We start from the raw sequence: 25,854 nt of genomic DNA on the forward strand, positions 1-25,854 counted from the left end.
CCGCTCGGGCGGCGACGCTCAACGCCAGGCGAGCAGGCGCTTTTCGACGGCCCCGATGACGCCGGCAACCGTCAGGCCGAGCAGCGAGAGCACGACGACCCCGGCGAGCAGGCGGTCAGACTGCATGAGATTGCCGGCGGCCAGCACTAGGGCGCCGACCCCCTCGTTGGCGCCGATCATCTCGGCGGCGATGAGCAGGACGATACCGATGGAGGAGGCGATGCGCATGCCCGACAGGATGCCGGGCAGAGCCCCCGGCAGGATGATCTTCGAGATGATGGCGAAGGAGGACAGGCCGAAGCTGCGACCCATGCGCACGAGCGAGCGGTCGACATTGTCCACGGCCCCATAGGTCGCGATCACCATGGGGAAGAAGGTGCCGAAAGCGATGGTCGCCACCTTGGAACTTTCGCCGATGCCGAACCACAGGATGAAGAGCGGCAGGAGCGCGATCTTCGGGATGGGGAAGAGCGCAGCGACCAGCGTCGCGCCAGGCGAGCGCACCAGGCTCGACAGGCCGATGGCCATGCCGAAGGCGATGCCCGCGGTGCCGCCGATGGCGAAGCCGCCCGCAAGCCGCACGAGCGAGGCCGAGAGATGGGTGGCGAGCTCGCCGCTGAGGGCCATGCGCCTGAGGGCGTCGATCACCTCGCCCGGGCTCGGGGCGAGGACCGGGCTCATCCAGCCGAAGCTGGAGGCGGCCTGCCACAGCAGGATGAGGGCGACGAGGGCGGCGAAACCGACGAGCCGATGGGTGCGCGGCAGGAAAAGCCCGCCGCGGAACGTGACGGGACGCTTGTCAGCCGTGGCCGCCGGGCACACGTCATGAGCCACATCAACCATTGATCGCCTCCCCATCGGCGAGTTCCCGATCCGCCTCGGCGGCATCAGCCCGGATCAGATCCCACAGCTCGCGGGCGCGGCGCACCAGTTCCGGATCGTCCGAGCGACGCGCCCGCCGGTCGCCGGCGATCGTGACCGTCTCGCGCACGCGCCCGGGGCGACGCGACAGGACGAGGATGCGGTCGGCAAGCCGCACTGCCTCGTCGAGATTGTGCGTGACATAGACCATGCCCAGCGCCTCGGCGCTGCCTTCAGCCGAGACGAGTTGCACGAGGTCATCCATCAGCAGTTCGCGCGTCTGCGCATCGAGAGCCGACAACGGTTCGTCCATCAGCAGTACCGCCGGCCGCGCCGCGAGAGCGCGGGCGATGCCGACCCGCTGGCGCATGCCGCCGGACAGCTGCTTCGGATAGGCCTTGGCGAAATCGGTGAGGCCGGTACGGGCGAGAACATCGCGGACCGTATCTGCCACGACCGCCTGCAAGAGGCCATGCCCCTCCAGCACCAGGCGCACATTGCCCTCCACGGTGCGCCAGGGCAGCAGGGCGAAGTCCTGGAAGACGAAGGTCAGCGGGTTGAGCGAGGCGGCAGGCGGTGCGCCGGCGACGAGCGCCGCCCCCGCCTGCGGCTTCTCCAGTCCGCCGAGAATGCGCAGTAGCGTCGACTTTCCGCAGCCTGACGGGCCGACGATTGCGACGACCTCGCCCGGCCCGACAGTGAAGGAGATGTCGTCCAGCACCGGCAGGGGGCCGTAGGCATGGGCGATATGGTCGGCAATGAGCTGCATATCCGGTCTTTCAAACAATAGCTGCGGCGGGAGCACCGCCGCAGCTGGAACGCCGCACCTCGTCAGGCGCTTCAGTTGGCGTTGATGTGCCCGTCGATGAAGCTGAGGTCGAGGATCGACTTAGCGTCCACCGACGCATCGACGAGGCCTTCGTCCTTCAGCCATTGCACCTGGGTCAGGATGTCGGCGACGTCGAGCCGGGCCTTCTCGTCCACGAAGAAGGCCGCACCCTTGACCTTGGCGGCTGCCTGGACCGACTCTTCCGACGGATAGACGTGTTTGGCGACGAGCGCGGCCGTCGCGTCGCTGTCGGGCGCATAGGCGATGTTGCCCGAGGCATCCTTGGCGAGGAACGCCTTGGCGTAGTCTGCGGCGCCTTTCTGGTACGCGCGCACGAACTTCTCGACCGTCGCCCGCTTCTCCGTAATCATCTTGGTGCTCGTGAACAGGCCGCCGAACTGGTATTCGGTGACGTCGGAGACGCGCCCGATCAGCTTCGCCTCGCCCGAGGCGACAAGCGGCTTGGCCAGATGCGGCGCGATGATGATGGCGTCGACCTGCCCGCTCTTGATGCTCGCCACCATGTTGGGCAGCGATTGCAGCGGCTTGAGTTCGACGCTCTTGAGCGCAAAGCCGTTGGCGGCGGCGATCTGCCCCATCTGGTAGTGGAAGGACGAGCCCACCTGCGTGATGCCGACCGACTTGCCGGAGAGCTTGTCGAGGCTCGTCAGCCCCTTCTCGTAAGCGGCGTTGGAGGCGAGCACGAGGTTGCCCTCGTAGCCCTTCTTCTCACGCGCCTGGGCGGCGATGACCTTGAGCGCGCCCTTGCCGGCGAGGTTGTAGAAGCCGGCCGTGAAAGCGGTGACGCCAAATTCGGTGTCGCCGGAGACGACGGCAAGCGCGATGGGCTGCGCGGCCTCGAAGAACTTCAGCTCGACATCGAGCCCCTCGTCCTTGAAATAGCCCTTCTCCACGGCGAGGAAGAGCCCGCCCGAAGAGACGAAGCGCAGCACGCCGACCGTCACCTTCTCCTGCGCCGCGGCGGACAACACGGATCCTGCGAGGCCCACGACGACGAAAGCCGCCACCGCGGCCTTGCGCCCGATCGATGCCAGGCGCCAACGCGCCGACGGTCGAGAAGCAACCCCTGTCATTGAGCATACCCCGTTTGATGCGCCTTCGGCGCTGATGCGTTGGGCAAACCAATACGGGGCCGGCCGGCTGCCGTAAACAAGGAAAACCCCGGCTTGTGCCGGGGTTTGCTCCGGTTGTAGACGCGGCTTCTCAGCGAGCGAGTTCGAGCCGCATGTCGGCGACGCCGAGCGCGAGGTTGAGGCCGGTCTGGCCCTGCACCGAAAGGGGCTGGAGGCTGACGGCACGGTTGGAGCCGCCGACGAGGACGTTGGCGCCGACACCCGCGCCAACCGTCGCCTCGCCGCTCGCGCCGGCATATTCGCCCTGCAGGGCGCCACGGCCGAGCCGGCTCGTCGAGGCTGCGACGGCCCAGACAAGCACGCCGCCCGTCGTCGCACCGATGTCGAGCCCGAACTTGCGGATCGTGCCGACATACTGCTCCGTGCGGCCGCGGTTGTCCGTGAAGCGGCAGTTCAGAGCGCGCTGGGAGGTGATGATGAAGCCGACCCCGCCGGAGACGTTGCAGGCGAGGCGGCCCACCTCCGTCTTGGGTGACGCCCGCACCGGGCTCGATTGTGCGAAGGCATGATGCGCGCCGAAGACCCCTATGCCGACGATCGCGATGGCGGCCAGGGTTGTGGCCGCTGTGGGTCGCTTGCTCACGGCTTGGCTCCCATTGTCTGAGGACAGGATGGGACAACAACGCGCGGCCCGAGCGACTGTTCCCTCACCTGCCGCATGTGCTGAGCCGATCATCGGCCGAAATGACAACGGGGCCCGAAGGCCCCGTCGCATTCCTGCTCGACGAGCCGCGTTCAGCGCAGGCTGGCGCAGAAGCGCTGGACGCGATGGCAGGCCTCCTCGAGCTTCTCGTTCGAGGTGGCGTAGCTGATCCTGAGGTTGGGACCGAGGCCGAAGGACGAGCCGTGCACGGCAGCGACCCCCTCGGTCGCCAGCAGCTCGAGCACGAAGTCCTCGTCCGTCTCGATCTTCTTGCCCGAGGGCGCCGTCTTGCCGATGAGCTCGGCGCAGGAAGGATAGACGTAGAACGCGCCCTCCGGCGTCGGGCAGGAGAGGCCCCTGGCCTGGTTGAGCATGGACACGACGAGGTCGCGGCGCTCCTCGAAGGCCTTGCGGAAGCGTGGCAGGTGGTCCTGCGGGCCGGCAAGCGCCTCGACCGCCGCCCATTGCGCGATCGAGCAAGCGCCGGAGGTCTGCTGGCCCTGGACGAGGTCCATGGCCTTGATGAGCTGCTCCGGACCGGCGGCATAGCCAATGCGCCAGCCGGTCATGGCATAGGCCTTGGAGACGCCGTTCATGGTCAGCGTGCGCTCGTAGAGCGCCGGCTCCACCTGCGCCGGAGTAACGAAGGTGAAGTCGCCGTAGACAAGATGCTCGTACATGTCGTCGGTCAGCACCCACACATGCGGATGGCGCACGAGCACGTCCGTCAGCGCCTTCATTTCCGCGAAGCTGTAAGCCGCGCCGGAGGGGTTCGACGGCGAGTTGAGGATGACCCACTTCGTCTTCTTCGTGATGGCGCGGTCCAGCGCCTCCGGGCGGAGCTTGAAATTGTCCTCGAGCCTGGCTTCGGCAAAGACGGGCGTGCCGCCGTTGAGCGCCACCATCTCGGGATAGCTCACCCAGTAGGGTGCCGGGATGACCACCTCGTCGCCGGGATTCAGCGTGGCGAGCAGGGCGTTGTAGATGACCTGCTTGCCGCCGGTGCCGACGATGGTCTGCGAGGGCTTGTAGTCGAGCCCGTTCTCGCGCTTGAACTTGGCGACGATGGCCTCGCGCAGCTGCGGGATACCCGAGACGGGCGTGTACTTCGTCTCGCCCCGCTCGATGGCGGCGATGGCAGCCCGCTTGATGTTCTCGGGCGTGTCGAAATCCGGCTCGCCCACGGACAGCGAGATCACGTCCCGCCCTTCGGCTTTGAGATCCCTCGCCTTCTGCGTGAGCGTGATGGTCGCGGACGGCTTGATGCGGGACAAAGCGTCGGCGAGGAAGGCCATGGAGCGTCTCCGGATTGGATGTGTCGGGCCCGCGCGCGCGGGCGCGGGCGCCGTTCGTGTAGTGCCGCGAGCCGTCGAGAGCAAGCCAAACGTGCTCATGGCATCGATGAATTGGCCGAATGTGTCGGCACCGGAGAAACCTGGCGGCGGGAACAAATGCGCCCCGCGCGGCATTTGACAAGCACGGAACAATCGAGCCCGGCGGGAAGATTGAATTGCTGAAGCCCTGTGCGCCAACGCACTGCAGCCCCGTGTATACGGCAGCAAAATCTTACCCGTCCACAGGTCGTGGACATGGAGTAACGCGCCATGAACGTCAACGATCCGATCCGCCTCTCGGACATCCGCCGGCCACGCGCCGTGGCGGCCTCCGTCACGCGCGTCGAAGCGGAACGCCAGTTCAAGTTCTCCCTGGTGCTTCTTGTCATCCTGACGCTCGGCACCGCGGTGGTTGCCATCGGCACCGGGATCGGCACCAGCCAGACCATCGCCCGCGAGCCCGCCGTCATCGTGCACTCGGTCTCCTGACGGAGCCACCCTGGTCGATCCGTTGCTGAAGGCCTCGCCTCGCAGCAACGTGACCTTGCAGCCATTGACCGCCCGTGACCGCTTCTTAGCCTGACAGGCAACCTTCCCGGCCCTTTGGCCTTGCGCGATCACGGAGGCGACCATGTCAATCGGCTTTTGCGGCCGGCTTTCAACGGCAGCGGCGCTGATCTTCCTGCCTGCGCTCGATGCAAGGTCCCAGAATGCCGAGCCCTTGCGCGAGAAGACCCGGCACGGCGAGATTGTCCTCGAAACCGTCGCATCGGGCCTGGAGCATCCCTGGGGCCTCGCCTTCCTACCGGACGGCGCGATGCTCGTCACCGAGCGGCCGGGCGACATACGCCTGGTATCGCCGGAAGGAGCGGTGTCGCCCCCTCTCGCCGGCACGCCTGACGTCGCGGACCGGGGCCAGGGCGGTTTGCTCGATATCGCGCTCGATCCTGACTTCACCACCAACCGCACGCTCTACATAACGTACGGCGAACCGCGCGCGGCGGGCGGCGCAGGCACCGCGGTCGCGCGCGCCCGGTTGAGCGACGATGCTGCGGCGCTCGCCGACGTCACTGTCATCTTCCGCCAGGAGCCGGCCCACACGGGCGCCAACCATTACGGTTCCCGCCTTGCCTTTGCCCCGGACGGCACGCTTTTCGTGACACTCGGTGACCGCTACGACCTGCGCGACAGCGCGCAGGACCTTTCCACCCACCTCGGCAAGGTGGTGCGGATCAGGACCGATGGCTCCGTACCCGACGACAATCCCTTCATCGGCCGGCAGGATGCGCGACCGGAAATCTGGTCCTACGGCCACCGCAACCCGCAGAGCGCCGCCATCAATCCCGACACGGGTGAATTGTGGACCATCGAGCACGGCGCCCGCGGCGGCGACGAGATCAACATCACCCGCAAGGGCCTCAACTACGGCTGGCCGGTCATCACTTACGGCGTCGACTATTCCGGCGCCAAGATCGGAGAGGGCACTGCGAAAGAGGGCATGGAGCAGCCGCTCTACTACTGGGATCCCTCCATAGCCCCCTCCGGCATGGCCTTCTACACTGGGGAGGCATTTCCACAGTGGCGCGGCAGCCTGTTCATCGGCGCGCTCGCCGGCCGGATGCTCGTGCGCATGGAGCGCAAAGGCGACCGCATCGTTGGCGAGGAGCGGATGCTGCGCGATCTCGGCGAACGTATCCGCGACGTGCGGCAGGGGCCGGACGGCTTCCTTTATCTCCTGACGGATGCCCCCGACGGCCGGGTGCTGCGCGTGCGCCCGGCGGGCTGATCAGCCGAGGGGTCCGCGGAAGATGAAGAAGGCGCCGGCGGCGATGAGCGCGAAACCGACGAGGTGGTTAAGCGTCAGCGCCTCCTTGAGGTAGATCACGGAGAAGAGCGCGAAGACGACGAGGGTGATCACCTCCTGCATCGTCTTGAGCTCGGCCGCCGAATAGACCTCGTGGCCGATGCGGTTGGCCGGCACGGCGAACCAGTATTCGATGAAGGCGATGGCCCAGCTCGCACAGACCGCGATCCACAGGGGCGAGGTCTTGAATTTCAGATGCCCGTACCAGGCAAAGGTCATGAAGACATTGGAGAGGACGAGGAGCGCGACCGGCGCGACGTGCGGAGCTGAGACGGCTGGCAGCATGAGTGGGGCCGAACGTGATTGGAGCGCGTCCTCATGCGCCATCCGGGCGCCCGGCGCAAGGATATTCGCCGGGCCTCATCCGCCCGGCCGGAAGATGAGGTTGAGCCGCGTCCTCGCCGACAGGCCGGACGCATTTGCACCGACGGGCAGCGCATAGCCGACAGACGATTCCAGATAGAGCTTGAGCCGGTCGTCGGCCGATGTGAGCACATCCACCTTGGTCTTGACCTGCGGCGTCAGAGTGGTTCTCCAACGCTCGCCTCCATAGCTCGTGTAGACAGTGTTGACGGCGAGTTCCGGCATCACGGACCAGTTCCCCTCCCCACCGCGGAAGCGCCGCCCGAGCACGACGTCGAGCGTCTGCGAATATGGCGCGTGACCGACGGGAAGTCCGCCGCCGAACCCGGCTGCCCACACCCAGCCTTCGTCTGCCGGCATCGGCCGCGCGACACGCCAGGCAAGGCGGGTGTCGACGGGTTGCCAGGTGCCTTCCCCGCTGGCGAATTCAGTGGAGATCGACATGCCCTGCTCGGTCCTGAGTCGCAGGCCGAATGCTTTTTCCTGTGGCATGGCGAGCGGCCCTGTCAGCCGCGCCCCGGCATCCGCATATCCCCTTGCCACCGGCGCGAGCGTCAGTATGGGCGCGATGGCACGCCGGCCGCCACGCCGGAGCAGTTGCGCAGCGACTGCGGACATTTCGGCCCAGATCGGCTCCTGCGGACTGTCGGTCCACATGTCGGCGTTGAAGGAGAACGACTGATCGAAGGCCTGCCATTCCCCAAGTGGCATGGTCTCCTCGTCGGGCGCGGGCCGCTCCGGTGGCAGCGGTGCCGCGGGAGCCAAGGCTTCGAACGCGAAAACGGGCCCGCAGGCGGCGGCTAGGGCGAGCGCAGCGGCCGCAAGCGGGCACAGCCGGTGCGACGCGCCCGGCGGGCGCATATGCGCAATGCGGCCTTGTCCGCAGCTTCGGATTCGCCGTGTCATATCCGTCATCTCGTTGGCAGCACGACACCGGCCATCGCTTCGCAGCCGGCGGTCTCCCTTTCGGGCAGAGCGGAACGGTCTCGAACCGTTACGCGTCGTGATGAACGAAACCTTAACGCCTGGACGGCGTGCCGTCACCCGTAACGCAGCTTCATCATCAGGATGACACCGAGCAGGATGAGAGTGACGGCATTGGAGCCGATCAGCGGCCAACTGCCGATGAACAGGCCATAGACGAGCCACAGGACGACGCCGCAGGTCAACGCCACCTGCGTCGTCAGCGAGATCGCCCGCGTCTCGCGCGTGCGAATGACCCGGGCCGCCTGCGGAATCCAGCACAGCGTGGTGAGCACGGCGGCAACGGCGCCGATGGCTTCGATCGAAAGAAGGGAAAGCAGACCGTCGGCCATCGCTGCGGCACTTTCGAAGAGACTATTCTGATGCTGCCAGCTTCGTCTTGGGCATGCCCGTGCAGCTTCGTCCAGTCAACGGCGCGCCGCGCATGACGGTGCGCCGATATCGCATGGCCGTACGCCGCCGGCGCGAAGCCATGGCGCCGCCGCCAGGGCTAAAGTCCCTCAAACGGATCGAGGCCGTGATGATGACGACACCACCTATCTCTCGACGTTCGTTCACGTGCGGATGGATGTTGCCGGCAATCGGCGCTGCCGTGATCCATGCGGCGCCCGCTGTGGCATCGGGCGGCGGGCCGCGGGTGCGGCACGTCGTCCTCGTCAGGTTCGCCGCCGGAACGGAGCCGGTTGAGATCGAGGCGGTGTTCGACGCGCTCGCCAATCTCCGGGCGGTCGTCCCGGGCATGCTCGGCTTCGATGCCGGGCGCAACACCAGCCCGGAAGGGCTGGCGCGCGGCTACACGCACGGCTTCGTGGTCGATTTTACCGACGCCGCGGCGCGCGACGCCTATCTCGCCCATCCCGATCACAAGGTCGCGGGTGCCGCCCTGGTCGGCCTGTGCGAGGGCGGCATCGACGGCATCCTCGTGCTCGACTTCGAGCTGTCGGACGGTTGAGCGTCACACGCGCAGGTCGCGCCGCCGCACGACGAAGATGCTGGTGCCGGTGAAGTCGTGCCAGTGATGCTCGGGGATATTGGCCTCGCGCAGCACCTCGGGCGGAAAATCCCTTGTCAGGTCATAGTCCGGGGCCATGTCGAAGATCATGCCGAGGGTCTCGGCGATGAACCTGCGGCCGAAATGGCGGTAGTGGCGGAAGGCCCCGAAGCGCGCGGCCTTCTCCTCGTCGCTCGCATCGACGATGGCATCGGTGAAATCGTCCCCGACGATCGGCACGCTGAACAGCATGGCTCCGTTCTCGCTCAACGACTGGGCGAGACGGATGAGCACGACCGAATAATTGCACTCGATATGCTCGAGCACATGATTGTGCACGATGAGATCATAACGGCCCCGCGGCAGGGTGAACACGTCGTGGCACAGGTCGAACAACTCGACGTCGATGCCGAGATGGGCATAGCGCGGGGGGTCGATGTCGACGGCGCGGTACTTGTCGCCGGCAATGTCGCGCAAGAGTTGCGATAGGCCTTGCTCCGGCGCGAAATGCAGTACGTGCGCGCCCGGCTGCGGCCGCACCTGTTCCTTGATCTTCAGGGCTGCGACCCGCGTGCGCTCCAGCGAGCGGCAGGTGGTGCAGCGCGCCAGCGGGCGCTTCGGCATGTCCTCGAAGGCGGTGCCACCGCAGATGTTGCAACGCATCGATCATCAATCTCCTGCCCCACGGCCGCGCCTTTGTGCACCGGTCCTGTCGCAGGGGCAACGGGAAGGCCGGCAGCGGACGGATCGCACAGCGCCATTGTCCAGGAGCAGCTTCGTTTCCCGGGCGGATGCAGCCAAGCGGAACGCAGCCCGGAAACGAGCGCCGGCAACAAGCCGAAGGCTCCATACGAGTCGCCTGCCTCCGCTCGCCGCACGATCCCTCTTCCGCCAGGCGCAGACTCGTACCATATTCGTTCTCATGGCCCGCAAACCGTCTTCTCCCCGCTCCAAGGCCGCAAAGCCGGAGCTGAAACCGCTCGACCCGTTCCTCGCGGATCTGCTCAACCCGGCCCTCAACAAGGGCACCGCCGGGCCGGGCGGCGCTGCCGGCTTCGGCGAGGCGCCGCAGGCGCGCTTCCTCCCCGAGGCTGACGAGGCGCCGCCGCGGCGCGCCGGCAAGCGGCTGGATATGCCCGCCGAGGCCGAGGCCGCACCGAGCGGCGTCTCGGCAACGGTCGCGGCGCTCTCGGCCCTGCTCGAAAGCGGCAATCCGCTGTTCAAGGACGGCAAGCTGTGGACGCCGCACCGCCCGCCCCGACCCGAGAAATCCGAAGGCGGCATCAGCTTCCGCATGAAGTCGGACTTCGCGCCGGCCGGCGACCAGCCGCAGGCGATCAAGGAGCTGGTGGCCGGCGTCGAGGCCGCCGAACGCGACCAGGTGCTGCTCGGCGTCACCGGCTCGGGCAAGACCTTCACCATGGCCAAGGTCATCGAGGAGACGCAGCGCCCGGCGCTCATTCTCGCCCATAACAAGACCCTGGCGGCGCAGCTTTACGGCGAGTTCAAGTCCTTCTTCCCGGACAATGCCGTCGAGTACTTCGTCTCCTACTATGACTATTACCAGCCGGAGGCCTACGTCCCGCGCTCGGACACCTATATCGAGAAGGAATCCTCGATCAACGAGCAGATCGACCGCATGCGCCACTCGGCAACACGCGCATTGCTGGAGCGCGACGACGTCATCATCGTCGCCTCGGTCTCGTGCATCTACGGTATCGGCTCGGTCGAGACCTACACCGCCATGACCTTCTCCGTGAAGGTGGGCGAGACGATCGAGCAGCGCCAGCTCATCGCCGATCTCGTGGCGCTGCACTACAAGCGCACGCAGCTCGACTTCGCGCGCGGCACCTTTCGCGTACGCGGCGACGTCATCGAGCTATTCCCGGCGCACTACGAGGACCGGGCCTGGCGCATCAGCCTCTTCGGCGACGAGGTGGAATCGATCGTCGAGTTCGATCCGCTCACCGGCGAGAAGACGGCCGAACTCTCCTTCGTCAAGGTCTACGCCAATTCGCATTACGTGACGCCGCGCCCGACGCTCATCCAGTCCATCAAGGGCATCAAGGAAGAGCTGAAATGGCGCCTTGAGGAGCTCAATCGCATGGGCCGCCTCCTGGAGGCCCAGCGGCTCGAGCAGCGCACCACCTTCGATCTCGAGATGATGGAGGCGACCGGCTCCTGCGCCGGCATCGAGAACTATTCGCGCTATCTTACCGGCCGCAAGCCGGGCGAGCCGCCGCCGACCTTGTTCGAATACCTGCCCGACAACGCCCTCATCTTCGTCGACGAGAGCCACGTCACCGTGCCGCAGATCGGCGCCATGTACCGCGGCGACTTCCGCCGCAAGGCGACGCTCGCCGAATACGGCTTCCGCCTGCCCTCATGCATGGACAACCGCCCGCTGCGCTTCGAGGAATGGGACGCCATGCGGCCGCAGTCGATCTATGTCTCGGCAACGCCAGGCACCTGGGAGATGGAACGCACCGGCGGTATCTTCGTCGAACAGGTCATCCGCCCGACCGGCCTCGTCGATCCGCCGGTCGAGATCCGCCCGGCGCGCAGCCAGGTGGACGATCTACTCGGCGAGGTGAAGGCGGTCGCCGCCCAAGGCTACCGTGCCCTCGTCACGGTGCTGACCAAGCGCATGGCCGAGGACCTGACGGAATATCTGCACGAGCACGGCGTGCGCGTGCGCTACATGCACTCGGACATCGACACGCTTGAGCGCATCGAGATCATCCGCGACCTGCGCCTCGGTACCTTCGACGTGCTCGTCGGCATCAACCTCTTGCGTGAGGGCCTCGACATTCCCGAATGCGCCCTCGTCGCCATCCTCGATGCCGACAAGGAGGGTTTCCTGCGCTCGGAGACCTCGCTCATCCAGACCATCGGCCGCGCCGCGCGCAACGTCGACGGCCGCGTCATCTGCTATGCCGACGCCATGACCGGCAGTCTGGAACGGGCCATGGCCGAGACCAGCCGGCGCCGCGAAAAGCAGCTCGCCTACAACGCCGAGCACGGCATCACGCCACAGTCGGTGAAGAAGAACATCGCCGACATCCTCGACTCGGTCTACGAGCGCGACCACGTGCGCGTCGATACCGGCCTCGCCGAGAAGGGAGCCGTCGGCCACAACCTCAAGGCCGTGATGGCCGACCTCGAGAAGCGCATGCGCGAGGCTGCCGCCAATCTCGAGTTCGAGGAGGCGGCCCGCCTGCGCGACGAGTTGAAGCGCCTGCAGGCGACCGAGCTCGCCATCGCCAACGATCCGCTGGCGCGGCAGGAGGAGGTGGCCGACAAGGCCGGCAGCTACGCCGGCCACCGCAAGTATGGCGCCAAGGCCAACCTGCCGCCGCCGGAGAGCGGGTCCCGCGCCCGCAAGCCGACGCTCGACGAGATGGGCCCCGGCCGCGAGACCCTGCCCCGCGCGGCGGGCCCCGCCCCGCACCTCGACGACGACTGGGCCGGCTCGACCAAGGTCAAGAAGGGCGGGCGCCGCCGCAAGGGCTGACCGACCTGCAGCGGCATAGGAACAGGTGACGCCGGCCAGCCAGCCGCCGGGCCTTCCCCGCCCTGCCTTGCCCGAGTCGCGGGTCGGACTTAATCCTGTCCGCAGCCGTGCTCACGGCCGAGCCTCCACCCATCCTCATCATGGGAGACCTCATGCTGCGTCTCAACGTCATCATTGCCAGCACCCGTCCGGGCCGCGTCGGCCCGTCCGTCGCCAAGTGGTTTCATGAGCTCGCCGTCAAGCAGGGCACGTTCGACACCCACCTCGTCGATCTCGCCGACTTCCACCTGCCCATCTACGACGAGCCACACCATCCGCGGCTGGGCCAGTACGAGCACGAACATACGAAGCGCTGGAGCGAGAGCGTCACAGCCGCCGATGCCTTCGTTTTCGTCACGCCAGAGTACAACTACGGCCCGACGCCCGCGCTTCTCAACGCACTCGACTACGTCTACAACGAATGGGGCTACAAGCCCTGCGCCTTCGTGAGCTACGGCGGCGTCTCCGGCGGCCTGCGCGCGGTGCAGATGACGAAGCTGACCATGTCCGCCATGCGCCTCGTGCCAATTGTCGAGGCCGTCACGGTCCCGATGGTCGCCCAGCACGTCAAGGACGGCGTTTTCCAGCCCAACGACCTGCACATCAAGAGCGCCGAGGCGCTCCTCGTCGAGTTGAAGCGCTGGGCGGAGGCGCTGAAGCCGCTGCGCGGCTGAGCTTAAACCCCGAGGCCGGCGAGTTGCAGGACGACGCCGGCGACGGCGCTGAGGCCGAGCACCGTCATCATGCCCCATCGCAGGCGGAAGACGGCGAGGACGGCAAGGACCGACAGGGCCGCCGCCACAGGCCGGGCGCTCTCGAGCTCCGGCACCGCGAGCTTCATGCCGAAGCGCTCGAACGTGCCGACCTCGCCGAAGACGACATGCAAGGCGAACCACATGGCGAGATTGAGGATGACACCCACCACGGCGGCCGTGATGGCGGACAGCGCTGCAGCCAGCCCGCGGTTGTCACGCAACCGTTCCACATAGGGCGCGCCGAGGAAGATCCACAGGAAGCACGGTGAGAAGGTGACCCAGGTCGTCAACAGCCCGCCGAGGATGCCCGCCGTGAGCGGCGAGAGGGTGCCGGGATCGCGGAAGGCTCCCATGAAACCGACGAACTGGGTGACCATGATCAGCGGCCCTGGCGTCGTCTCGGCCATGCCGAGCCCGTCCAGCATCTCGCCGGGCGCCAGCCAGCCGTAGGTGCCGACCGCCTCCTGCGCCACATAGGCGAGCACCGCATAGGCCCCGCCGAAGGTCACCACGGCCATCTGGCTGAAGAAGACCGCGATGTCGGCAAAGACGTTGCCCGTTCCGAAGGCGGCGAGGAGCGCTGCGGTGGGGGCGAGCCAAAGCACGAGCAGCACGCCCGCGACCGTCAGCGCCCGCGTGCCGCCGGGCCGGGCATGGGCGGGAATGGTCTCGCCGAGCACCGTCCGCGCATCGTCCACGCCCGCCTTGGCGGCCGGGCCGTGCCCGCCGCCGGAGAAGGCCGCCACCCGCCTCAGGCCGCCGATGTAGCCGATGAGGCCGGCCGCGGCGATGATGAGCGGGAACGGCACGGCGAAGACGAAGATGGCGATGAAGGACGCCGCGGCCAGCGACACCATCGTGGCGTTGCGCAGGGCCCGCCGGCCGATGCGCAGCACCGCCTCGAAGACGATGGCAAGCACCGCCGCCTTGAGGCCGAAGAACAACCCCTGCACGAAGCCCACATTGCCGTAGAGCGCGTAGATCACGCTCAGCGCCATGATGGCGACGAGCCCCGGCAGCACGAAGAGCACGCCGGCGACGATGCCGCCGGCGGTGCGGTGCATCAGCCAGCCGATGTAGACGGCGAGCTGCTGCGCCTCCGGCCCCGGCAGCAGCATGCAGAAGTTGAGTGCATGCAGGAAACGCTTCTCGCCGAGCCAGCGCTTCTCCTCGACGAGAATGCGGTGCATGACGGCGATCTGCCCCGCCGGGCCGCCGAAGCTGAGCGCCGCGATTCGCGCCCAGGTGCGCACGCCTTCCGAGAAGCTTGGAAAGCGGCCGGCGGGCGCCGCGTCCTCGTCCCGCGCGGTCCGCAATGTCTCGGTCATGACGTGCCCTTCATCTTGTTCGTCGGCCAGTTGTGCGTCTCGTCCGTCGCGTCGCGGCACCAGCGGTAGAGCGCGTCATAGAGAACGAGGCCCGCCTCGAGCTGTTCGTTGTCGTCCGCATACATGCGCGACAGGCCGAGGGAAACCGCCAACAGCCCCGCCGCCTCCGGTGCAAGGTCGAGGCGGGCCGTGTCGGCGCCGCGCACGATGGCGGCCAGATGTGACAGCGGCCCGACGGTGAGACCAAATTCCTCGACCATGACGTCGAAGCTGCACAGGGGCCCGCGGTGGCTCCAGAACACCTCCTCCACGTCGAAGGGTGTGGCGCCGAAGCGGTCGGCGACGGCCAGCACCTCGGATGGTGGAACGAACAGGAAGACGGCGGCGGGATCGACAAAGCGACGGATGAGCCAGGGACAGGCTATGCGGTCGATCTTCGGCCGCGAGCGCGTCACCCATAGCGTGCGGCCCTGCGCGTCCGCCGTCGGCAGCTTTGCAAACGGCACCATCGGCAGGCCCGCGGCGCTCCAAGCCTGCGTGCCCCCCTCCAGCACCTCGGCGGCGATGCCGGCCTGGCGCAGCCAGGCTGCCGCGCCGTGGCTGAGCTTCAGCCCCTTCTGGCAGATGACGACGACCTGGCAGCCGATGAACTCCTGCGCCCATCGGGCCACCTCCGTTCCGGGCCGGCGCGTCGCCCCCGGCACGAGGCGTGGCTCGGCGGCGAAATCCTCGTCGGTGCGCACGTCGACGAGGACCGGGCACTTCGGCGTGCCGACGAGACGGAAGAGCTTGTCCGGAGAAATAGCATTGAACGACGGCATGACAGCGTCCCTTCTCGATCAGGAGGAGCGGAACGCGATGCTTCGGCCTGTCGCCTCGTGAGGGGATCGCAGAACCCCCATGCCCAGATGAGGCGACATGATCCGCGACTTGTCAATGTCGCCGGCGCATGCCGTCACATCTGCGTGATGAGACGGCCGGACTGTCGCGGCGAGGGCACGCACGGCATCGTTGCTGGATGACGCCGTTCAGAATGCGCCCATCTTCACGCGGGGGACGGAACAGCGCCCCCTGGGAGATCCCGATGCCGCAGCGAAACCTGTTCGCCGCGTCCGTCCTCGTTCTGTCGCGGCAGTTCCCGCCTTCGCCCGGCAGAGCCCTGTTCCTGCCCGCAGCCTCACCTGCGCCGAGCTGCACGCGCTGGTGCAGCGTCAAGGGCCGCGTCGGGATTTCGACCGCACCCTCCGTGTTCGGCACCTACGCCAACAATTGCGCGCCCCGCGATATCCCGAGCCCCGCCTACGTGCCGGCGCGCGACAATCCCCAATGCCTGATCGGCTACAGCGGCCGCAGCAAGTAGCGTCGCGGGCTCCCCCACATTCACCTGCAGCTTCAGAAGCATTCGACCGGCGCAGCCCGCCATGCGGGGCGGGCATGGCTTGCGGTCGTGACGTCGCAGCCGCGACACCCCATGTGAGGCGGGGCACCGAGGCACCTGAGAAACGCCAAGGAGACGGCGCAATGAACTTGCGTAACGTATTGATTGCTTCGGTCCTTCTCGCCGGCGCCGCGACGCCCGCCCTTGCCCAGCAGACCCCGATCCCCGCCCAGGCGCACAGCTGCGCCGAGCTGCAGGAGATGGTGCAGCGGCAGGGACGCGTCATGATCTCGCGCGGCCCCCACCTGTTCAGCACCTACGTCAACAACTGCTCTGCGCGCGACTTCCCGGTACCGGAGTACCTCCCGACCAGGGACAACGCCCAGTGCTTCGTGGGCTACAGCTGCCGCTGATGGTCAGCCGCCCCCGAGGCGAGCGATGAGTTCGGCGGTGGGGAAGGAATCGGCCGGCAGGCCGAGCTCCATCTGGGCCTTCTTCACCGCCGCGCGTGTCGCCGCGCCGAGCTTGCCGTCGATCGGTCCCGGATCGTAGCCGCGCTGCGCCAGCAGGCGCTGCAGCCGCGCGATCTCTTTGGCACCGAGCATGGCCACCTCGCCGTTGCCGCGCGCTACCGCCGGCGCGCCGGCGAGCCGCGCGGCGAAATAGGCAGCCGTCGTCGCATAGACGAAGGACTGATTCCATCGCAGGAATACGCCGAAATTGTCGTAGGCGAGAAAGGCCGGGCCGTTGCGGCCCATGGGCAGCAGCAGCGAGGCGTTGCCCGGCGGCAGCGCGCCCGCCCGCGGCGTCACGCCCCAGTTCGCCCATTGCGAGGTCGAATGGCGGATCTCGAGATCTGCCTCATGCCAGGGCAGGCTCGCCGGCACCCGCACCTCGACGAGCCACGGTTCGCCGCGCCGCCAGCCGAGGCTGCTCATGAAATTGGCGGCCGAGGCGAGCGCGTCCGGCGTCGAGCGCAGCAGGTCCACGCGCCCGTCGCCATCCGCATCGACGCCGTACTTGTAGTAGAAGGACGGCATGAACTGCATCTGGCCGAGCTCGCCGGCCCAGGCTCCGCGCATCTCCGACGGCCGCAGGTCGCCCCGTGCCACGATGCGCAGCGCATCCATCAATTCGCCACGGAAGAGTTCGGGCCGCCGGCAATCGTAGGCAAGCGTCGCCAGCGCCTTCAGCGTCGGATCCTTGCCCATGTTGGCGCCGAAATCGGTCTCCAGCCCCCAGAAGGCGACGATCGGCTCCGCCGGTACGCCATACTGACGCTCGATGGCGGAGAACAGGCCGGCTTGCTGGCGGATGCGGCTGGCGCCCGTCTTCAGGCGGTAATCGGCCACCATGCGCCCGGCGAACTGCAGGAAGCTCTGCTGGAAGACGCCCTGCCCCCGATCGCGCGAGATGATCGCCCGGTCGTAGGAGACGTCGTCAAGGCTGGCCGCCACCACCTCCGCCGGAATGCCCTGGGCCACCGCCTGCTGGCGGAATGCCGCGAGCCAGGTGGCAAAGCCGCTGCCGTCCCGTCCGCAACTCTGCGCCTGCGCGGGTATGGCGCCCAGCGCAAGGCCAAGCACCGAAACGACGGCGATGGCGGCCGCCTGCATCTGTCGCGGGACACACCGGAATGCCTGTGGCATCGCTCCCCTCCTTCTCGGCGAAGGCGATGCTACGGCCACAGGCGACCGGCGCCAAGGCGCCGGTCGGTTCGCGGCGGTGCGCTCAGGCCTGCTGGATGGCGGACAGCAGCCACGGACCGCCGCGGCTGCGCCGGAAGGTCCACAGTTCCGTCGCCTCCACGGGCTCGCTCGTGCTGCCCTCGACGACGGCACCGGTCGTGCGATCCGCCTTGTAGTCGATCAGCGAGAAGCGCATGGCGACGGTTGCGTAGTCGTCCGACCCCTCGCGCCAGGCCTCCGCCAGATCACCCTGCAGGAGCTTGGTGTCAGCAAGGCGGTTGACGATACCGGCTCTGGCATTGTCAGCAAGGTCCTCGGCAAGGAAGGAGACCATTTCCGGCGTGGTCAGGCGCCGGAGCGCCGCGAGGTCCTCATCCGAAAAAGCCTTCTGGACATCGTGCAGGGCTTGCTCGAAGGCGTCGAAGTCCTCCGCGCCAAGGGCGAGAGAGCCGTCCCCCCCACCGGCGGCCATGCTGGCGCCGGTCATGCCCCCGGCCTGCCCACCGCCAAGGCCGGAAAGACCTGGCAACGACGAGCGGGCGGCACCGTTCGCGGGACCGGCGCCTGCGCCTGCGAAGGCCGGCTGCTGGCGGCGGCGGAAGAACGACAGCGCGAGCCAGACGAGGCCGCCGATGAGCGCGATCTGCAGCAGCATGCCGAGGATCGAGCCGAGACCGCCGAGGCCGCCGAAGAAGCCCGCACCGAAGAGCGCACCGAGAAGGCCCGCGCCCAGGAGGCCGGCGAAGAACCCCGTGCCGAAGCGCCGTTGCGGCGCGGCCTGGGCGGCGGCGCCGGGGCGCTGCGCGGCGACGCCGGGCGTCGTCTGGCCGGGCTGGGTCATCGACCGCTCGATGGGCTGGGTCGGACGCGGCGCCGTGTTGGTCGGCGGCGGGGCGCTGAAGGTGCGTACGCCACGGCTGCCGAAGCTGCCTCCCCGCCCCGCCCTGGCCTCGACCAGTTCGACCGTCGCAAAGACGGCCGCCACTGCAATGGCGACAACGCGGGCAAAACGCGCGAAAGAAGAAAGCATCGTCAGGATGGCCTCCCGTTCATCATGGTGCCCGCAATATAGGCACGGCCTGCCGGGGCCAACAGGTCCGGCGGTATTATTTCGGCGCGTGGGAGCGGTGGACATCTTGACCCGGGGGCGGGTCGGCGCGACGCTCGATGCCGGGCTGCAAGGCGAGAGAGCGCCATGGCTCTGTGCTCCGTCGGCCATCTGGGACAGGCACCCGGCACGGGGGGCCCGCCAAGGGCGGGCCTGTGCCGCCTCGGCCGCCACTTTGTCTGCAGCCTGATCCTCGGTTGTATCGTGCTTCCGGCGCCTCTCGCCGGGGCGCAGGACATGTCGAGACCGCCCGCGCACGGGGCCGCCGGCCATTCGGCCGCCCCTGGAGCGGCGGCTCCTCTGCCGCTTCCTTGCACCTGCCGGGCCAAGGGGCGCGACTACGAACTCGGCGAGGTCGTCTGCCTGCCCACCAGCGCCGGCCCGCGCCTTGCCACCTGCGGCATGGAACTAAACAACACCTCCTGGCACGTGACGAGCGAGCCCTGTCCCGACAGCTGAAACGGCCGAACATCCGAAATGGCGCGCTGCGTCTCCCTGGCGGCGACCGGATTATGAACCGGAAAGAGGTCGCCGTCCGGGAGGCGGCGACCGGATCCCCCAAGTGAAAGGGTCGCCGTCGGGAGACGGCGACCCTTGGGCTTGGCTGGGGCTTGATTGCACGCACCGCCCGAAAGGGAACGGTCACGAGGCTTTTCGAAGAAGGAAGATCCCTCGCACCTGGATCTCCGTTCTCGATGGCTTGTCTTGAACGCTAGGCAACGGGAACACTATCGACAAAGGCGGCGAAGCCGCCGGTCAGAAAGCCCCGATGATGATGGCGCCGACAAACAGGAAGGCGGCGCTCATCGCCACGATGTTCAAACGTGACAGCAGCGTCAGGCCCATAGGTGACCTCCATGGGTTTGACCTAGGGGACGGAATCTAGCAGCAACAGGCGGCCTTGCGAAGCGCCAAATGTTGTGCAACGCGGCATGGCCTCGGTACAACATCCTTTATCGTTCGTTAAATGGTTCATTCCCTTTCGCTTTTCGCCAGCCACAGGCTGGGGATTACGATACCCCGGGGAAGGCACTCCATCAGCTCGATTCCAGTAATTCTGAAAATAACTTCGAGCAAAGGCAGCAATATTGCTCTGCAAGGCCGTCATACGAAACGTCGCACGTGCCGGCCAAGGTTTTGTCAACGTTGAAGAAACGTTAGGACTATCCCTGCATCCTCCGGCGCAGAAGGGGGCGCGCGGAGAGTTGCGTTGATGGCGCGCAGGTTTGCGACATTCGCCGCGGCGATACTGGCCTGTGCCGGCGTCGCCGGTTGCGGGCTGATGACATTCGAGAAGCGCGAAGCCTGGCGCAGCGAGGCGGAATCGGCCTGCCTCGCGCAGAAGCTCGTGCAGCCGTCGGCCTATATCGAGCCGATGAAGCCGATCTCCGGCCCCGGCGCCTGCGGCATGGATTATCCCTTCCGCGTCAAGGCCTTCGCCAGCGGCGAGATCGGCCTGACGTCCAAGGCGGTACTCGCCTGCCCCGCGATCTCCACCTTCGACACCTGGCTGATCGAGGTCGTCCAGCCCGCCGCCTCGCTCTATTTCGGCGCGCCGGTGACCGAGCTGCGGGCCGGGTCCTATTCGTGCCGCTCGATGAACAACCAGGCGGGCGCGCGCAAGTCAGAGCACTCCTACGGCAACGCCGTCGACGTCATGGCCTTCCACCTGTCGGACGGACGCAAGATCACGGTCGCCAAGGGGTGGAAGGGTGATCCGGTGGAGCAGGACTTCCTGCGCGAGGTCTTCGTCGGCTCCTGCCGCTATTTCTCGACGGTGCTCGGCCCGGGCTCGGACGCATTCCACTACGACCATTTCCATCTCGATCTCGCCCGGCATGCCAAGGGCCGGACGATCTGCAAGCCGGTCATCAAGTTCACGCCGCGCCTCGTGCCCGGGCAGTATGACGCGAGGCCCCGGCAGGCCGCTCCCTATGGCGGCGAGCCGGCCTACACGCCCCGGCCGGCCGGGCCGGTCTACAAGGGCTACGACCGCCCCGGCGGCAGCCCCATGACCATCCACGACCAGCCGCTCGGCGAGGGAGAGGACGAGGGCGGCGCCGTTATCGACGAGGAATATCTCGGCATGTCGTCCACCAGGACGCCGCCGGGATGGCAGGTCGGGCCGGCGCCGGCCAGCGCGCCGCCGATGGCGACGAGCCACGCCGCGCCGGTCTACGGACAGCAGGACCGGCCGGCCACCTATCAGGCTCCGCCCGCCTATCCGACGCAGAGCTATGCCGCCCCGCCTCCGCGCCCGCGGACCGACGGCACGCTCGGCGTGCTGCGGCCGCCGGGCCTCGTCGGCGGCTCCTGATCAGTCCATGATGCTGTCGAGGCCGCGCCTGAGCCCCGGCTTCTCCGCCACCTTCCGCACGGCGAGCAGCGTGCCGCCGACGTAAGGGGCGGCCGAGGACCCGGCGTCGTGCCGCAGCGCCAGGCGCTCGTCATCGAGTCCGAACAGGACCTCGCAGGACAGGCGGTAGCCGGGCATGCGCACCGAATGCACCTGCACCGGCGTCGACAGGCCGATGGCGCCGCCGCGCGTCTCGCGGATGCCGGTCAGATCGTCGATCGGCCGAGAAGTCGGATGCTGGCGCTCGAAGGACAGCGTCTCTGCGAGTTCCCGTGCCGTGCCCGACGGCACGTCCGGCTTCTGCGCCGCCGCATAATCGATGATCTCGACATCCGGCACATACTTGGCCGCTTCGAGCGCGAAGCGCTTCATCAGCGTGGCGGTGATGGAGAAGTTGCCGGCGGCGATGACGCCGATGCCCCGCTCCTCCGCCGCATCGTCGATCTCGGCATAATCCTCAGCCCCGAGCCCCGACGTTCCGACGACGACGTGGCAGCCGGCGGCGATCGCCTTCAGGGCATGCTCCTTTACCGCGCCCGGCTTGGTGTAGTCCACGAGCACGTCCGCCTGCACCGCGAGCGCCGCGTCGACATCGGGTACGATCTCGACTCCGATCGGGCCGATGCCGGCCACCTCGCCCGCATCGCGCCCGGCGGCCGAGCGCGCCACCGCCGCGACCAGCGCAAGGTCGGGCGCCTCGTGCACAGCCGCGACGAGCGCCCTGCCGACCCAGCCGGTCGCGCCTGCAATGATGACCCTGATCATGCTCCGGCTCCTCCTTCTCGGATGGGCGCCCGCTGCGCCTGCCCCAGCCTTCCTCCTTGCCGATTCGCGCCGGCCCGGCATCGTTGCCCGGACGGATCACGCCTTGCCATAGCCGCCGCCGGTCGGCGTGACGATGGTGATGGCCTCGCCTGCCTCGATCAGCGTCTGGTCGCAACCGCCGAGTTCCTCGATGCGCCCGTCCCTGCGGCGCACGAGGTTGCGGCCCGCCTCGCCCGGCTCTCCGCCCAAGAGCCCGAAGGGCCGCACACGGCGGTGGCCGGAGAGGATGGCGCAATCCATCGCCTCGCGGAAGCGGATGGTGCGGCTGGTGCCGTTGCCGGCATGCCAACGTCCCTTGCCGCCCGAGTTCGGCCGGATATGGAAGTCTTCCAGCACGACGGGAAAGCGCGTCTCAAGGATTTCCGGATCCGTGAGGCGCGAGTTGGTCATGTGCGTATGCACGCCGTCGGCTCCGTTGAAGCCCTCGCCCGCGGGGGCGCCGGAGCAGATGGTCTCGTAGTACTGGTACTGGTCGTTGCCGAAGGTGAGATTGTTCATGGTGCCCTGGGCGGCCGCCAGCGCACCGAGCGCACCGAACAGGCAGTTCGTCACGGCCTGGCTCACCTCGACATTGCCCGCGACTACCGCCGCCGGATAGCGCGGCGACAGCATCGAGCCTTCCGGCACGACGATATTGATGGGCCTGAGGCAGCCCGCGTTCATGGGGATCTCGTCATCAACCATGACGCGGAAGACATAGAGCACGGCCGCGCGCGTCACCGGCGCGGGCGCGTTGAAATTGTCGTCCCGCTGCGGCGACGTGCCGGTGAAGTCAACGGTCGCCTCGCGCTTCTCCTTGTCAACCGTGATCTTCACGCGGATGAAGCAGCCTTGGTCCATCTCATATTCGAAGGAAGAATCGTGCAGCCGATCGAGCACACGGCGCACGCTCTCGGCCGCGTTGTCCTGCACATGGCCCATGTAGGCCTCGACCACGTCGAGCCCGAAATGAGCGATCATCTTCTTGAGTTCGGCCACGCCCTTCTCGTTGGCGGCGATCTGTGCCTTGAGGTCGTTGACGTTCTGGACCACGTTGCGCGCGGGATATTTCGCGCCGAGGAAGAGGTCGATCAGTTCCTTCTCGCGGAAACGGCCCTGATCGACGAGCTTGAAATTGTCGATATACACGCCCTCCTCCTCGATGGTGCGGGCGCGCGGCGACATGGACCCCGGCGCCGTGCCGCCGACATCGGCATGATGCCCACGGCTCGCCACCCAGAAGAGGATGTTCTCGCCCTTGTCGTCGAAGACGGGCGTGCACACCGTGATGTCCGGCAGATGCGTGCCGCCGTTGTAGGGCGCGTTGAGCACATAGACGTCGCCGGGGCGAATGACGGGGTTCTGGCGGATGACCGTCTCCACCGAGCGGTCCATGGAGCCGAGGTGCACCGGCATGTGCGGCGCATTGGCGACAAGCCGTCCCTCGCGGTCGAAGACAGCGCAGGAGAAGTCGAGCCGCTCCTTGATGTTCACCGAATAGGCGGTGTTCTGCAGAGTCACGCCCATCTGCTCGGCGATGGACATGAAGAGATTGTTGAAGATCTCCAGCATCACCGGGTCGGCCTCGGTGCCGATGGCGGCGCGCTTGGGCAGCGCCTTCACCCGCTCGAGCACGAGGTGGTCCTTGCCGGTCAGCTGCGCTTCCCAGCCGTCCTCGACGACCACCGTCTGGTTGGGCTCGATGATGATCGCCGGCCCCGGCATACGAGCACCCGCCCTTAGATCCTGCCGCAGGAAGACACCGGCATCGTGCCAGCGGCCCTGGCTGAAGAAGCGCGTCGTGCGGTGCGGTGTCGCCGGTGCGGCCTGCACATCACCTGCCGCGTCCTCCGCGAAACGCGCGCCGCCGCCGACGGTCTCCACCTCGACGGCCTCGATGACGAGCCCCTTGGTATCGTCGATGAAGCCGAAGCGGCGGCGATGCGCATCCTCGAAGGCGGCCTGCATGGCGGCCACATCCCCCGCCGCTACGGCGAGCGCGGTGTCGGTGCCGGCATAGCGCACATGAGCGCGCACGAAGGTCTCGATGTCGGAGCGCGCGATGCCCTGCCCCTCGAGCTCGGCGAGGCATTCGGCGGCGAGCGCGTCGCCCAGCGCGGCGACCGCAGCCGGGGCGGCGGCATCGAGCGGCACATCGAGCGCCTTCTGTCGCGTGGCGCGCACGTCGGCAAGACCCATGCCATAGGCGGAGAGAAGGCCCGAGAAGGGATGCATCAGCACCTTCGTCATGCCGAGCGCATCGGCCACGAGGCAGGCGTGCTGGCCGCCAGCCCCGCCGAAGGAGTTGAGCGCATAGGTCGTGATGTCATAGCCGCGCTGCACCGAGATCTTCTTGATGGCCTCCGCCATGTTGGCGACCGCGATCTGGATGAAGCCGTCGGCCACCTCCTCGGGGCTGCGCCCGTCGCCGACCTCGCCGGCCATGGCCGCGAAGGCGGCGCGCACCGCCTCGGCATCAAGCGCCTCGTCCTGCGCGGGGCCGAAGATCTTCGGGAAGAATTCCGGCATCAGCTTGCCGAGCATGACATTGGCGTCGGTCACGGCGAGCGGCCCGCCGCGACGATAACACTTGGGGCCCGGATTGGCGCCGGCCGAATCGGGCCCGACGCGGAAGCGCGAGCCGTCGAAATGCAGGATCGAGCCGCCGCCCGCAGCGACCGTGTGGATGAGCATCATCGGCGCACGCATGCGCACACCGGCGACTTCGGTCTCGAAGGCGCGTTCGTATTCGCCGTCGAAATGGGCGACGTCCGTCGAGGTGCCGCCCATGTCGAAGCCGATGACGCGGTCAAACCCGGCGGACTTGCCTGTCTCGGCCATGCCGACGACGCCGCCGGCCGGCCCCGAGAGGATGGCGTCCTTGCCTTGGAACAGATCGGCGGCCGTGAGACCGCCCGAGGACATCATGAACATGAGGCGCGCCCCAGTGCGGGCAATGTCGAGTTCCTCCGATACCTGCGCCACGTAGCGTCGCAGGATCGGCGAGAGATAGGCGTCGACCACCGTGGTGTCGCCGCGCCCGACGAGCTTGACGAGGGGCGAGACCTCGTGGCTGACCGAGACCTGAGTGAAACCCATGCGGCGGGCGAGTTCCGCCACCGCCTGCTCGTGGGCCGGATAGCGGTAGGCGTGCATGAAGGCGATGGCGAGCGCATCGATCCCCTCGGCCCGGATGCCGGCGAGCTGCACCTCGACCTGCGTCAGGTCCGGCGCCATCTCGACCGTACCGTCGGCGAGCACCCGCTCCTCGATCTCGACGACGCTCTCGTAGAGCTCTTCGGGCTTGATGATGTTGCGGGCGAAGATCTTCGGCCGCGCTTGGTAGCCGATGCGCAGGGCATCACGAAAACCCTTCGTGGTGATGAGCGCGACGCGGTCACCCTTGCGCTCGAGCAGCGCGTTGGTGGCCACGGTCGTGCCCATGCGCACGTCGCCGATGAGGCCGGCGGGGATCGCCTCGCCCCTGGCAAGGCCGAGATGGTCGCGGATGCCCTGGACGGCGGCATCGCGGTAGGCTTCCGGATTCTCGGAGAGGAGCTTGCGCGCGTGCAGCCTGCCCTGCGGGTCACGCGCGATGACGTCCGTGAACGTGCCGCCGCGATCGATCCAGAAATCCCACCGACCTGCCATCATGTTCTCCCGATGTCCGAAATTGCGCTGGGCTTCGTGCCGGCCTCGCGGCGCGTCGGCCGCTGCCGAGACGCTCCCGCCGACGCCGTCGGGCCCCTCCCGGGCCGCAGCGCATGAGATGAGAGAAGCAGGACGATGACAAAACGTCAACAATTTGTTGACATGAAATTCGGCGCCGCTAGCATGCGAAGATCGGCGCGCGAAGGGGCG

Annotated in this window: 24 protein-coding genes; 9 read left to right on the plus strand and 15 right to left on the minus strand. The window is 67.6% G+C overall.

The genetic code is table 11. The annotated features are described in order from the left end of the window. Nucleotides 1-18: 18 nt before the first annotated feature. The 5 genes from BOQ54_RS13135 to BOQ54_RS13155 all read right to left on the minus strand — a co-directional run bounded on the left by BOQ54_RS13135 (nucleotide 19) and on the right by BOQ54_RS13155 (nucleotide 4,782). Nucleotides 19-843 (minus strand): ABC transporter permease, encoded by an 825-nt coding sequence (locus BOQ54_RS13135; RefSeq protein ID WP_055457526.1) that lies wholly within the window; start codon nucleotides 841-843, stop codon nucleotides 19-21. After that, nucleotides 836-1,630, minus strand: a complete 795-nt coding sequence (locus BOQ54_RS13140; protein ID WP_055457527.1) for an ABC transporter ATP-binding protein — start codon at nucleotides 1,628-1,630, stop codon at nucleotides 836-838. Before BOQ54_RS13140 ends, BOQ54_RS13135 begins: the two co-directional genes overlap by 8 nt. 71 nt (nucleotides 1,631-1,701) lie before the next feature. After that, entirely contained in the window at nucleotides 1,702-2,682 is a 981-nt protein-coding gene (locus tag BOQ54_RS13145; protein WP_245316346.1) for an ABC transporter substrate-binding protein, read from the minus strand. Nucleotides 2,683-2,914: 232 nt separating this feature from the next. Next, the gene (locus BOQ54_RS13150; protein WP_055457529.1) at nucleotides 2,915-3,427 is read right to left on the minus strand and encodes a DUF992 domain-containing protein; all 513 of its coding nucleotides are present in this window, start codon (nucleotides 3,425-3,427) and stop codon (nucleotides 2,915-2,917) included. Nucleotides 3,428-3,579: 152 nt separating this feature from the next. Next, entirely contained in the window at nucleotides 3,580-4,782 is a 1,203-nt protein-coding gene (locus BOQ54_RS13155; RefSeq protein ID WP_055457530.1) for a pyridoxal phosphate-dependent aminotransferase, read from the minus strand. Nucleotides 4,783-5,091: 309 nt separating this feature from the next. Here BOQ54_RS13155 and BOQ54_RS13160 point away from each other — a divergent pair, with 309 nt between their 5' ends. Next, a complete protein-coding gene (locus BOQ54_RS13160; RefSeq protein WP_063189919.1) occupies nucleotides 5,092-5,310 on the plus strand; it encodes a hypothetical protein in 219 nt (72 codons plus the stop codon). A 142-nt stretch (nucleotides 5,311-5,452) separates the two neighbouring features. Then, complete coding sequence (locus BOQ54_RS13165) at nucleotides 5,453-6,607, plus strand: PQQ-dependent sugar dehydrogenase (protein ID WP_071924051.1); 1,155 nt, start codon at nucleotides 5,453-5,455, stop codon at nucleotides 6,605-6,607. Here BOQ54_RS13165 and BOQ54_RS13170 read toward each other — a convergent pair whose 3' ends face one another. The 3 genes from BOQ54_RS13170 to BOQ54_RS13180 form a co-directional block, all read right to left on the minus strand. Beyond that, nucleotides 6,608-6,970 (minus strand): DMT family protein, encoded by a 363-nt coding sequence (locus BOQ54_RS13170; RefSeq protein ID WP_055457896.1) that lies wholly within the window; start codon nucleotides 6,968-6,970, stop codon nucleotides 6,608-6,610. A gap of 75 nt (nucleotides 6,971-7,045) precedes the next feature. Next, a complete protein-coding gene (locus tag BOQ54_RS13175) occupies nucleotides 7,046-7,759 on the minus strand; it encodes a hypothetical protein (protein WP_145979774.1) in 714 nt (237 codons plus the stop codon). A 329-nt stretch (nucleotides 7,760-8,088) separates the two neighbouring features. Next, entirely contained in the window at nucleotides 8,089-8,364 is a 276-nt protein-coding gene (locus BOQ54_RS13180) for a SemiSWEET family sugar transporter (RefSeq protein ID WP_055457534.1), read from the minus strand. Between the two features lie 236 nt (nucleotides 8,365-8,600). Between BOQ54_RS13180 and BOQ54_RS13185 the strand changes: the two genes are divergently transcribed. Continuing rightward, nucleotides 8,601-8,984 (plus strand): Dabb family protein, encoded by a 384-nt coding sequence (locus tag BOQ54_RS13185; protein ID WP_083585977.1) that lies wholly within the window; start codon nucleotides 8,601-8,603, stop codon nucleotides 8,982-8,984. A gap of 3 nt (nucleotides 8,985-8,987) precedes the next feature. Here the strand turns inward: BOQ54_RS13185 and BOQ54_RS13190 are convergent, their stop codons facing one another. Then, nucleotides 8,988-9,686, minus strand: a complete 699-nt coding sequence (locus tag BOQ54_RS13190; protein WP_071924053.1) for a class I SAM-dependent methyltransferase — start codon at nucleotides 9,684-9,686, stop codon at nucleotides 8,988-8,990. Between the two features lie 259 nt (nucleotides 9,687-9,945). Between BOQ54_RS13190 and uvrB the strand changes: the two genes are divergently transcribed. Together uvrB and BOQ54_RS13200 are read left to right on the plus strand one after the other, a co-directional pair. Next, nucleotides 9,946-12,537, plus strand: coding sequence for an excinuclease ABC subunit UvrB (gene uvrB, locus BOQ54_RS13195; RefSeq protein WP_071924054.1), 2,592 nt, complete (start codon nucleotides 9,946-9,948; stop codon nucleotides 12,535-12,537). A 152-nt stretch (nucleotides 12,538-12,689) separates the two neighbouring features. Beyond that, the gene (locus BOQ54_RS13200) at nucleotides 12,690-13,250 is read left to right on the plus strand and encodes an NADPH-dependent FMN reductase (protein WP_071924055.1); all 561 of its coding nucleotides are present in this window, start codon (nucleotides 12,690-12,692) and stop codon (nucleotides 13,248-13,250) included. Nucleotides 13,251-13,252: 2 nt separating this feature from the next. Here the strand turns inward: BOQ54_RS13200 and chrA are convergent, their stop codons facing one another. Beyond that, nucleotides 13,253-14,659, minus strand: coding sequence for a chromate efflux transporter (gene chrA / locus BOQ54_RS13205; protein ID WP_071924056.1), 1,407 nt, complete (start codon nucleotides 14,657-14,659; stop codon nucleotides 13,253-13,255). Beyond that, on the minus strand, nucleotides 14,656-15,480 hold the full coding sequence (locus tag BOQ54_RS13210) for a chromate resistance protein ChrB domain-containing protein (protein WP_071924057.1): 825 nt from the start codon (nucleotides 15,478-15,480) through the stop codon (nucleotides 14,656-14,658). Before BOQ54_RS13210 ends, chrA begins: the two co-directional genes overlap by 4 nt. Before the next feature lie 263 nt (nucleotides 15,481-15,743). Here BOQ54_RS13210 and BOQ54_RS13215 point away from each other — a divergent pair, with 263 nt between their 5' ends. Together BOQ54_RS13215 and BOQ54_RS13220 are read left to right on the plus strand one after the other, a co-directional pair. After that, nucleotides 15,744-16,019, plus strand: coding sequence for a hypothetical protein (locus tag BOQ54_RS13215; RefSeq protein WP_071924058.1), 276 nt, complete (start codon nucleotides 15,744-15,746; stop codon nucleotides 16,017-16,019). A gap of 161 nt (nucleotides 16,020-16,180) precedes the next feature. Beyond that, on the plus strand, nucleotides 16,181-16,450 hold the full coding sequence (locus tag BOQ54_RS13220) for a hypothetical protein (RefSeq protein WP_071924059.1): 270 nt from the start codon (nucleotides 16,181-16,183) through the stop codon (nucleotides 16,448-16,450). A 3-nt stretch (nucleotides 16,451-16,453) separates the two neighbouring features. Here the strand turns inward: BOQ54_RS13220 and BOQ54_RS13225 are convergent, their stop codons facing one another. Together BOQ54_RS13225 and BOQ54_RS13230 are read right to left on the minus strand one after the other, a co-directional pair. After that, complete coding sequence (locus BOQ54_RS13225) at nucleotides 16,454-17,686, minus strand: lytic murein transglycosylase (RefSeq protein ID WP_083585978.1); 1,233 nt, start codon at nucleotides 17,684-17,686, stop codon at nucleotides 16,454-16,456. A gap of 82 nt (nucleotides 17,687-17,768) precedes the next feature. Next, a complete protein-coding gene (locus BOQ54_RS13230; protein WP_071924060.1) occupies nucleotides 17,769-18,755 on the minus strand; it encodes a Tim44 domain-containing protein in 987 nt (328 codons plus the stop codon). A gap of 315 nt (nucleotides 18,756-19,070) precedes the next feature. On the opposite strand from BOQ54_RS13230, the gene BOQ54_RS19795 reads away from it, so the two are divergent. Together BOQ54_RS19795 and BOQ54_RS13235 are read left to right on the plus strand one after the other, a co-directional pair. Then, complete coding sequence (locus BOQ54_RS19795; RefSeq protein WP_141659642.1) at nucleotides 19,071-19,292, plus strand: hypothetical protein; 222 nt, start codon at nucleotides 19,071-19,073, stop codon at nucleotides 19,290-19,292. A 754-nt stretch (nucleotides 19,293-20,046) separates the two neighbouring features. Further along, nucleotides 20,047-21,150, plus strand: coding sequence for an extensin-like domain-containing protein (locus BOQ54_RS13235; protein ID WP_245316211.1), 1,104 nt, complete (start codon nucleotides 20,047-20,049; stop codon nucleotides 21,148-21,150). On the opposite strand, the gene dapB is transcribed toward BOQ54_RS13235, so the two are convergent. Both dapB and BOQ54_RS13245 read right to left on the minus strand, forming a co-directional pair. Further along, nucleotides 21,151-21,954 (minus strand): 4-hydroxy-tetrahydrodipicolinate reductase, encoded by an 804-nt coding sequence (gene dapB, locus BOQ54_RS13240; RefSeq protein ID WP_063189938.1) that lies wholly within the window; start codon nucleotides 21,952-21,954, stop codon nucleotides 21,151-21,153. It abuts the gene before it with no gap. Nucleotides 21,955-22,050: 96 nt separating this feature from the next. Beyond that, complete coding sequence (locus BOQ54_RS13245; protein WP_071924061.1) at nucleotides 22,051-25,647, minus strand: hydantoinase B/oxoprolinase family protein; 3,597 nt, start codon at nucleotides 25,645-25,647, stop codon at nucleotides 22,051-22,053. Nucleotides 25,648-25,854: the final 207 nt, after the last annotated feature.

This window comes from Chelatococcus daeguensis, assembly GCF_001887265.1.
Classification (GTDB): domain Bacteria; phylum Pseudomonadota; class Alphaproteobacteria; order Rhizobiales; family Beijerinckiaceae; genus Chelatococcus_A; species Chelatococcus_A sambhunathii.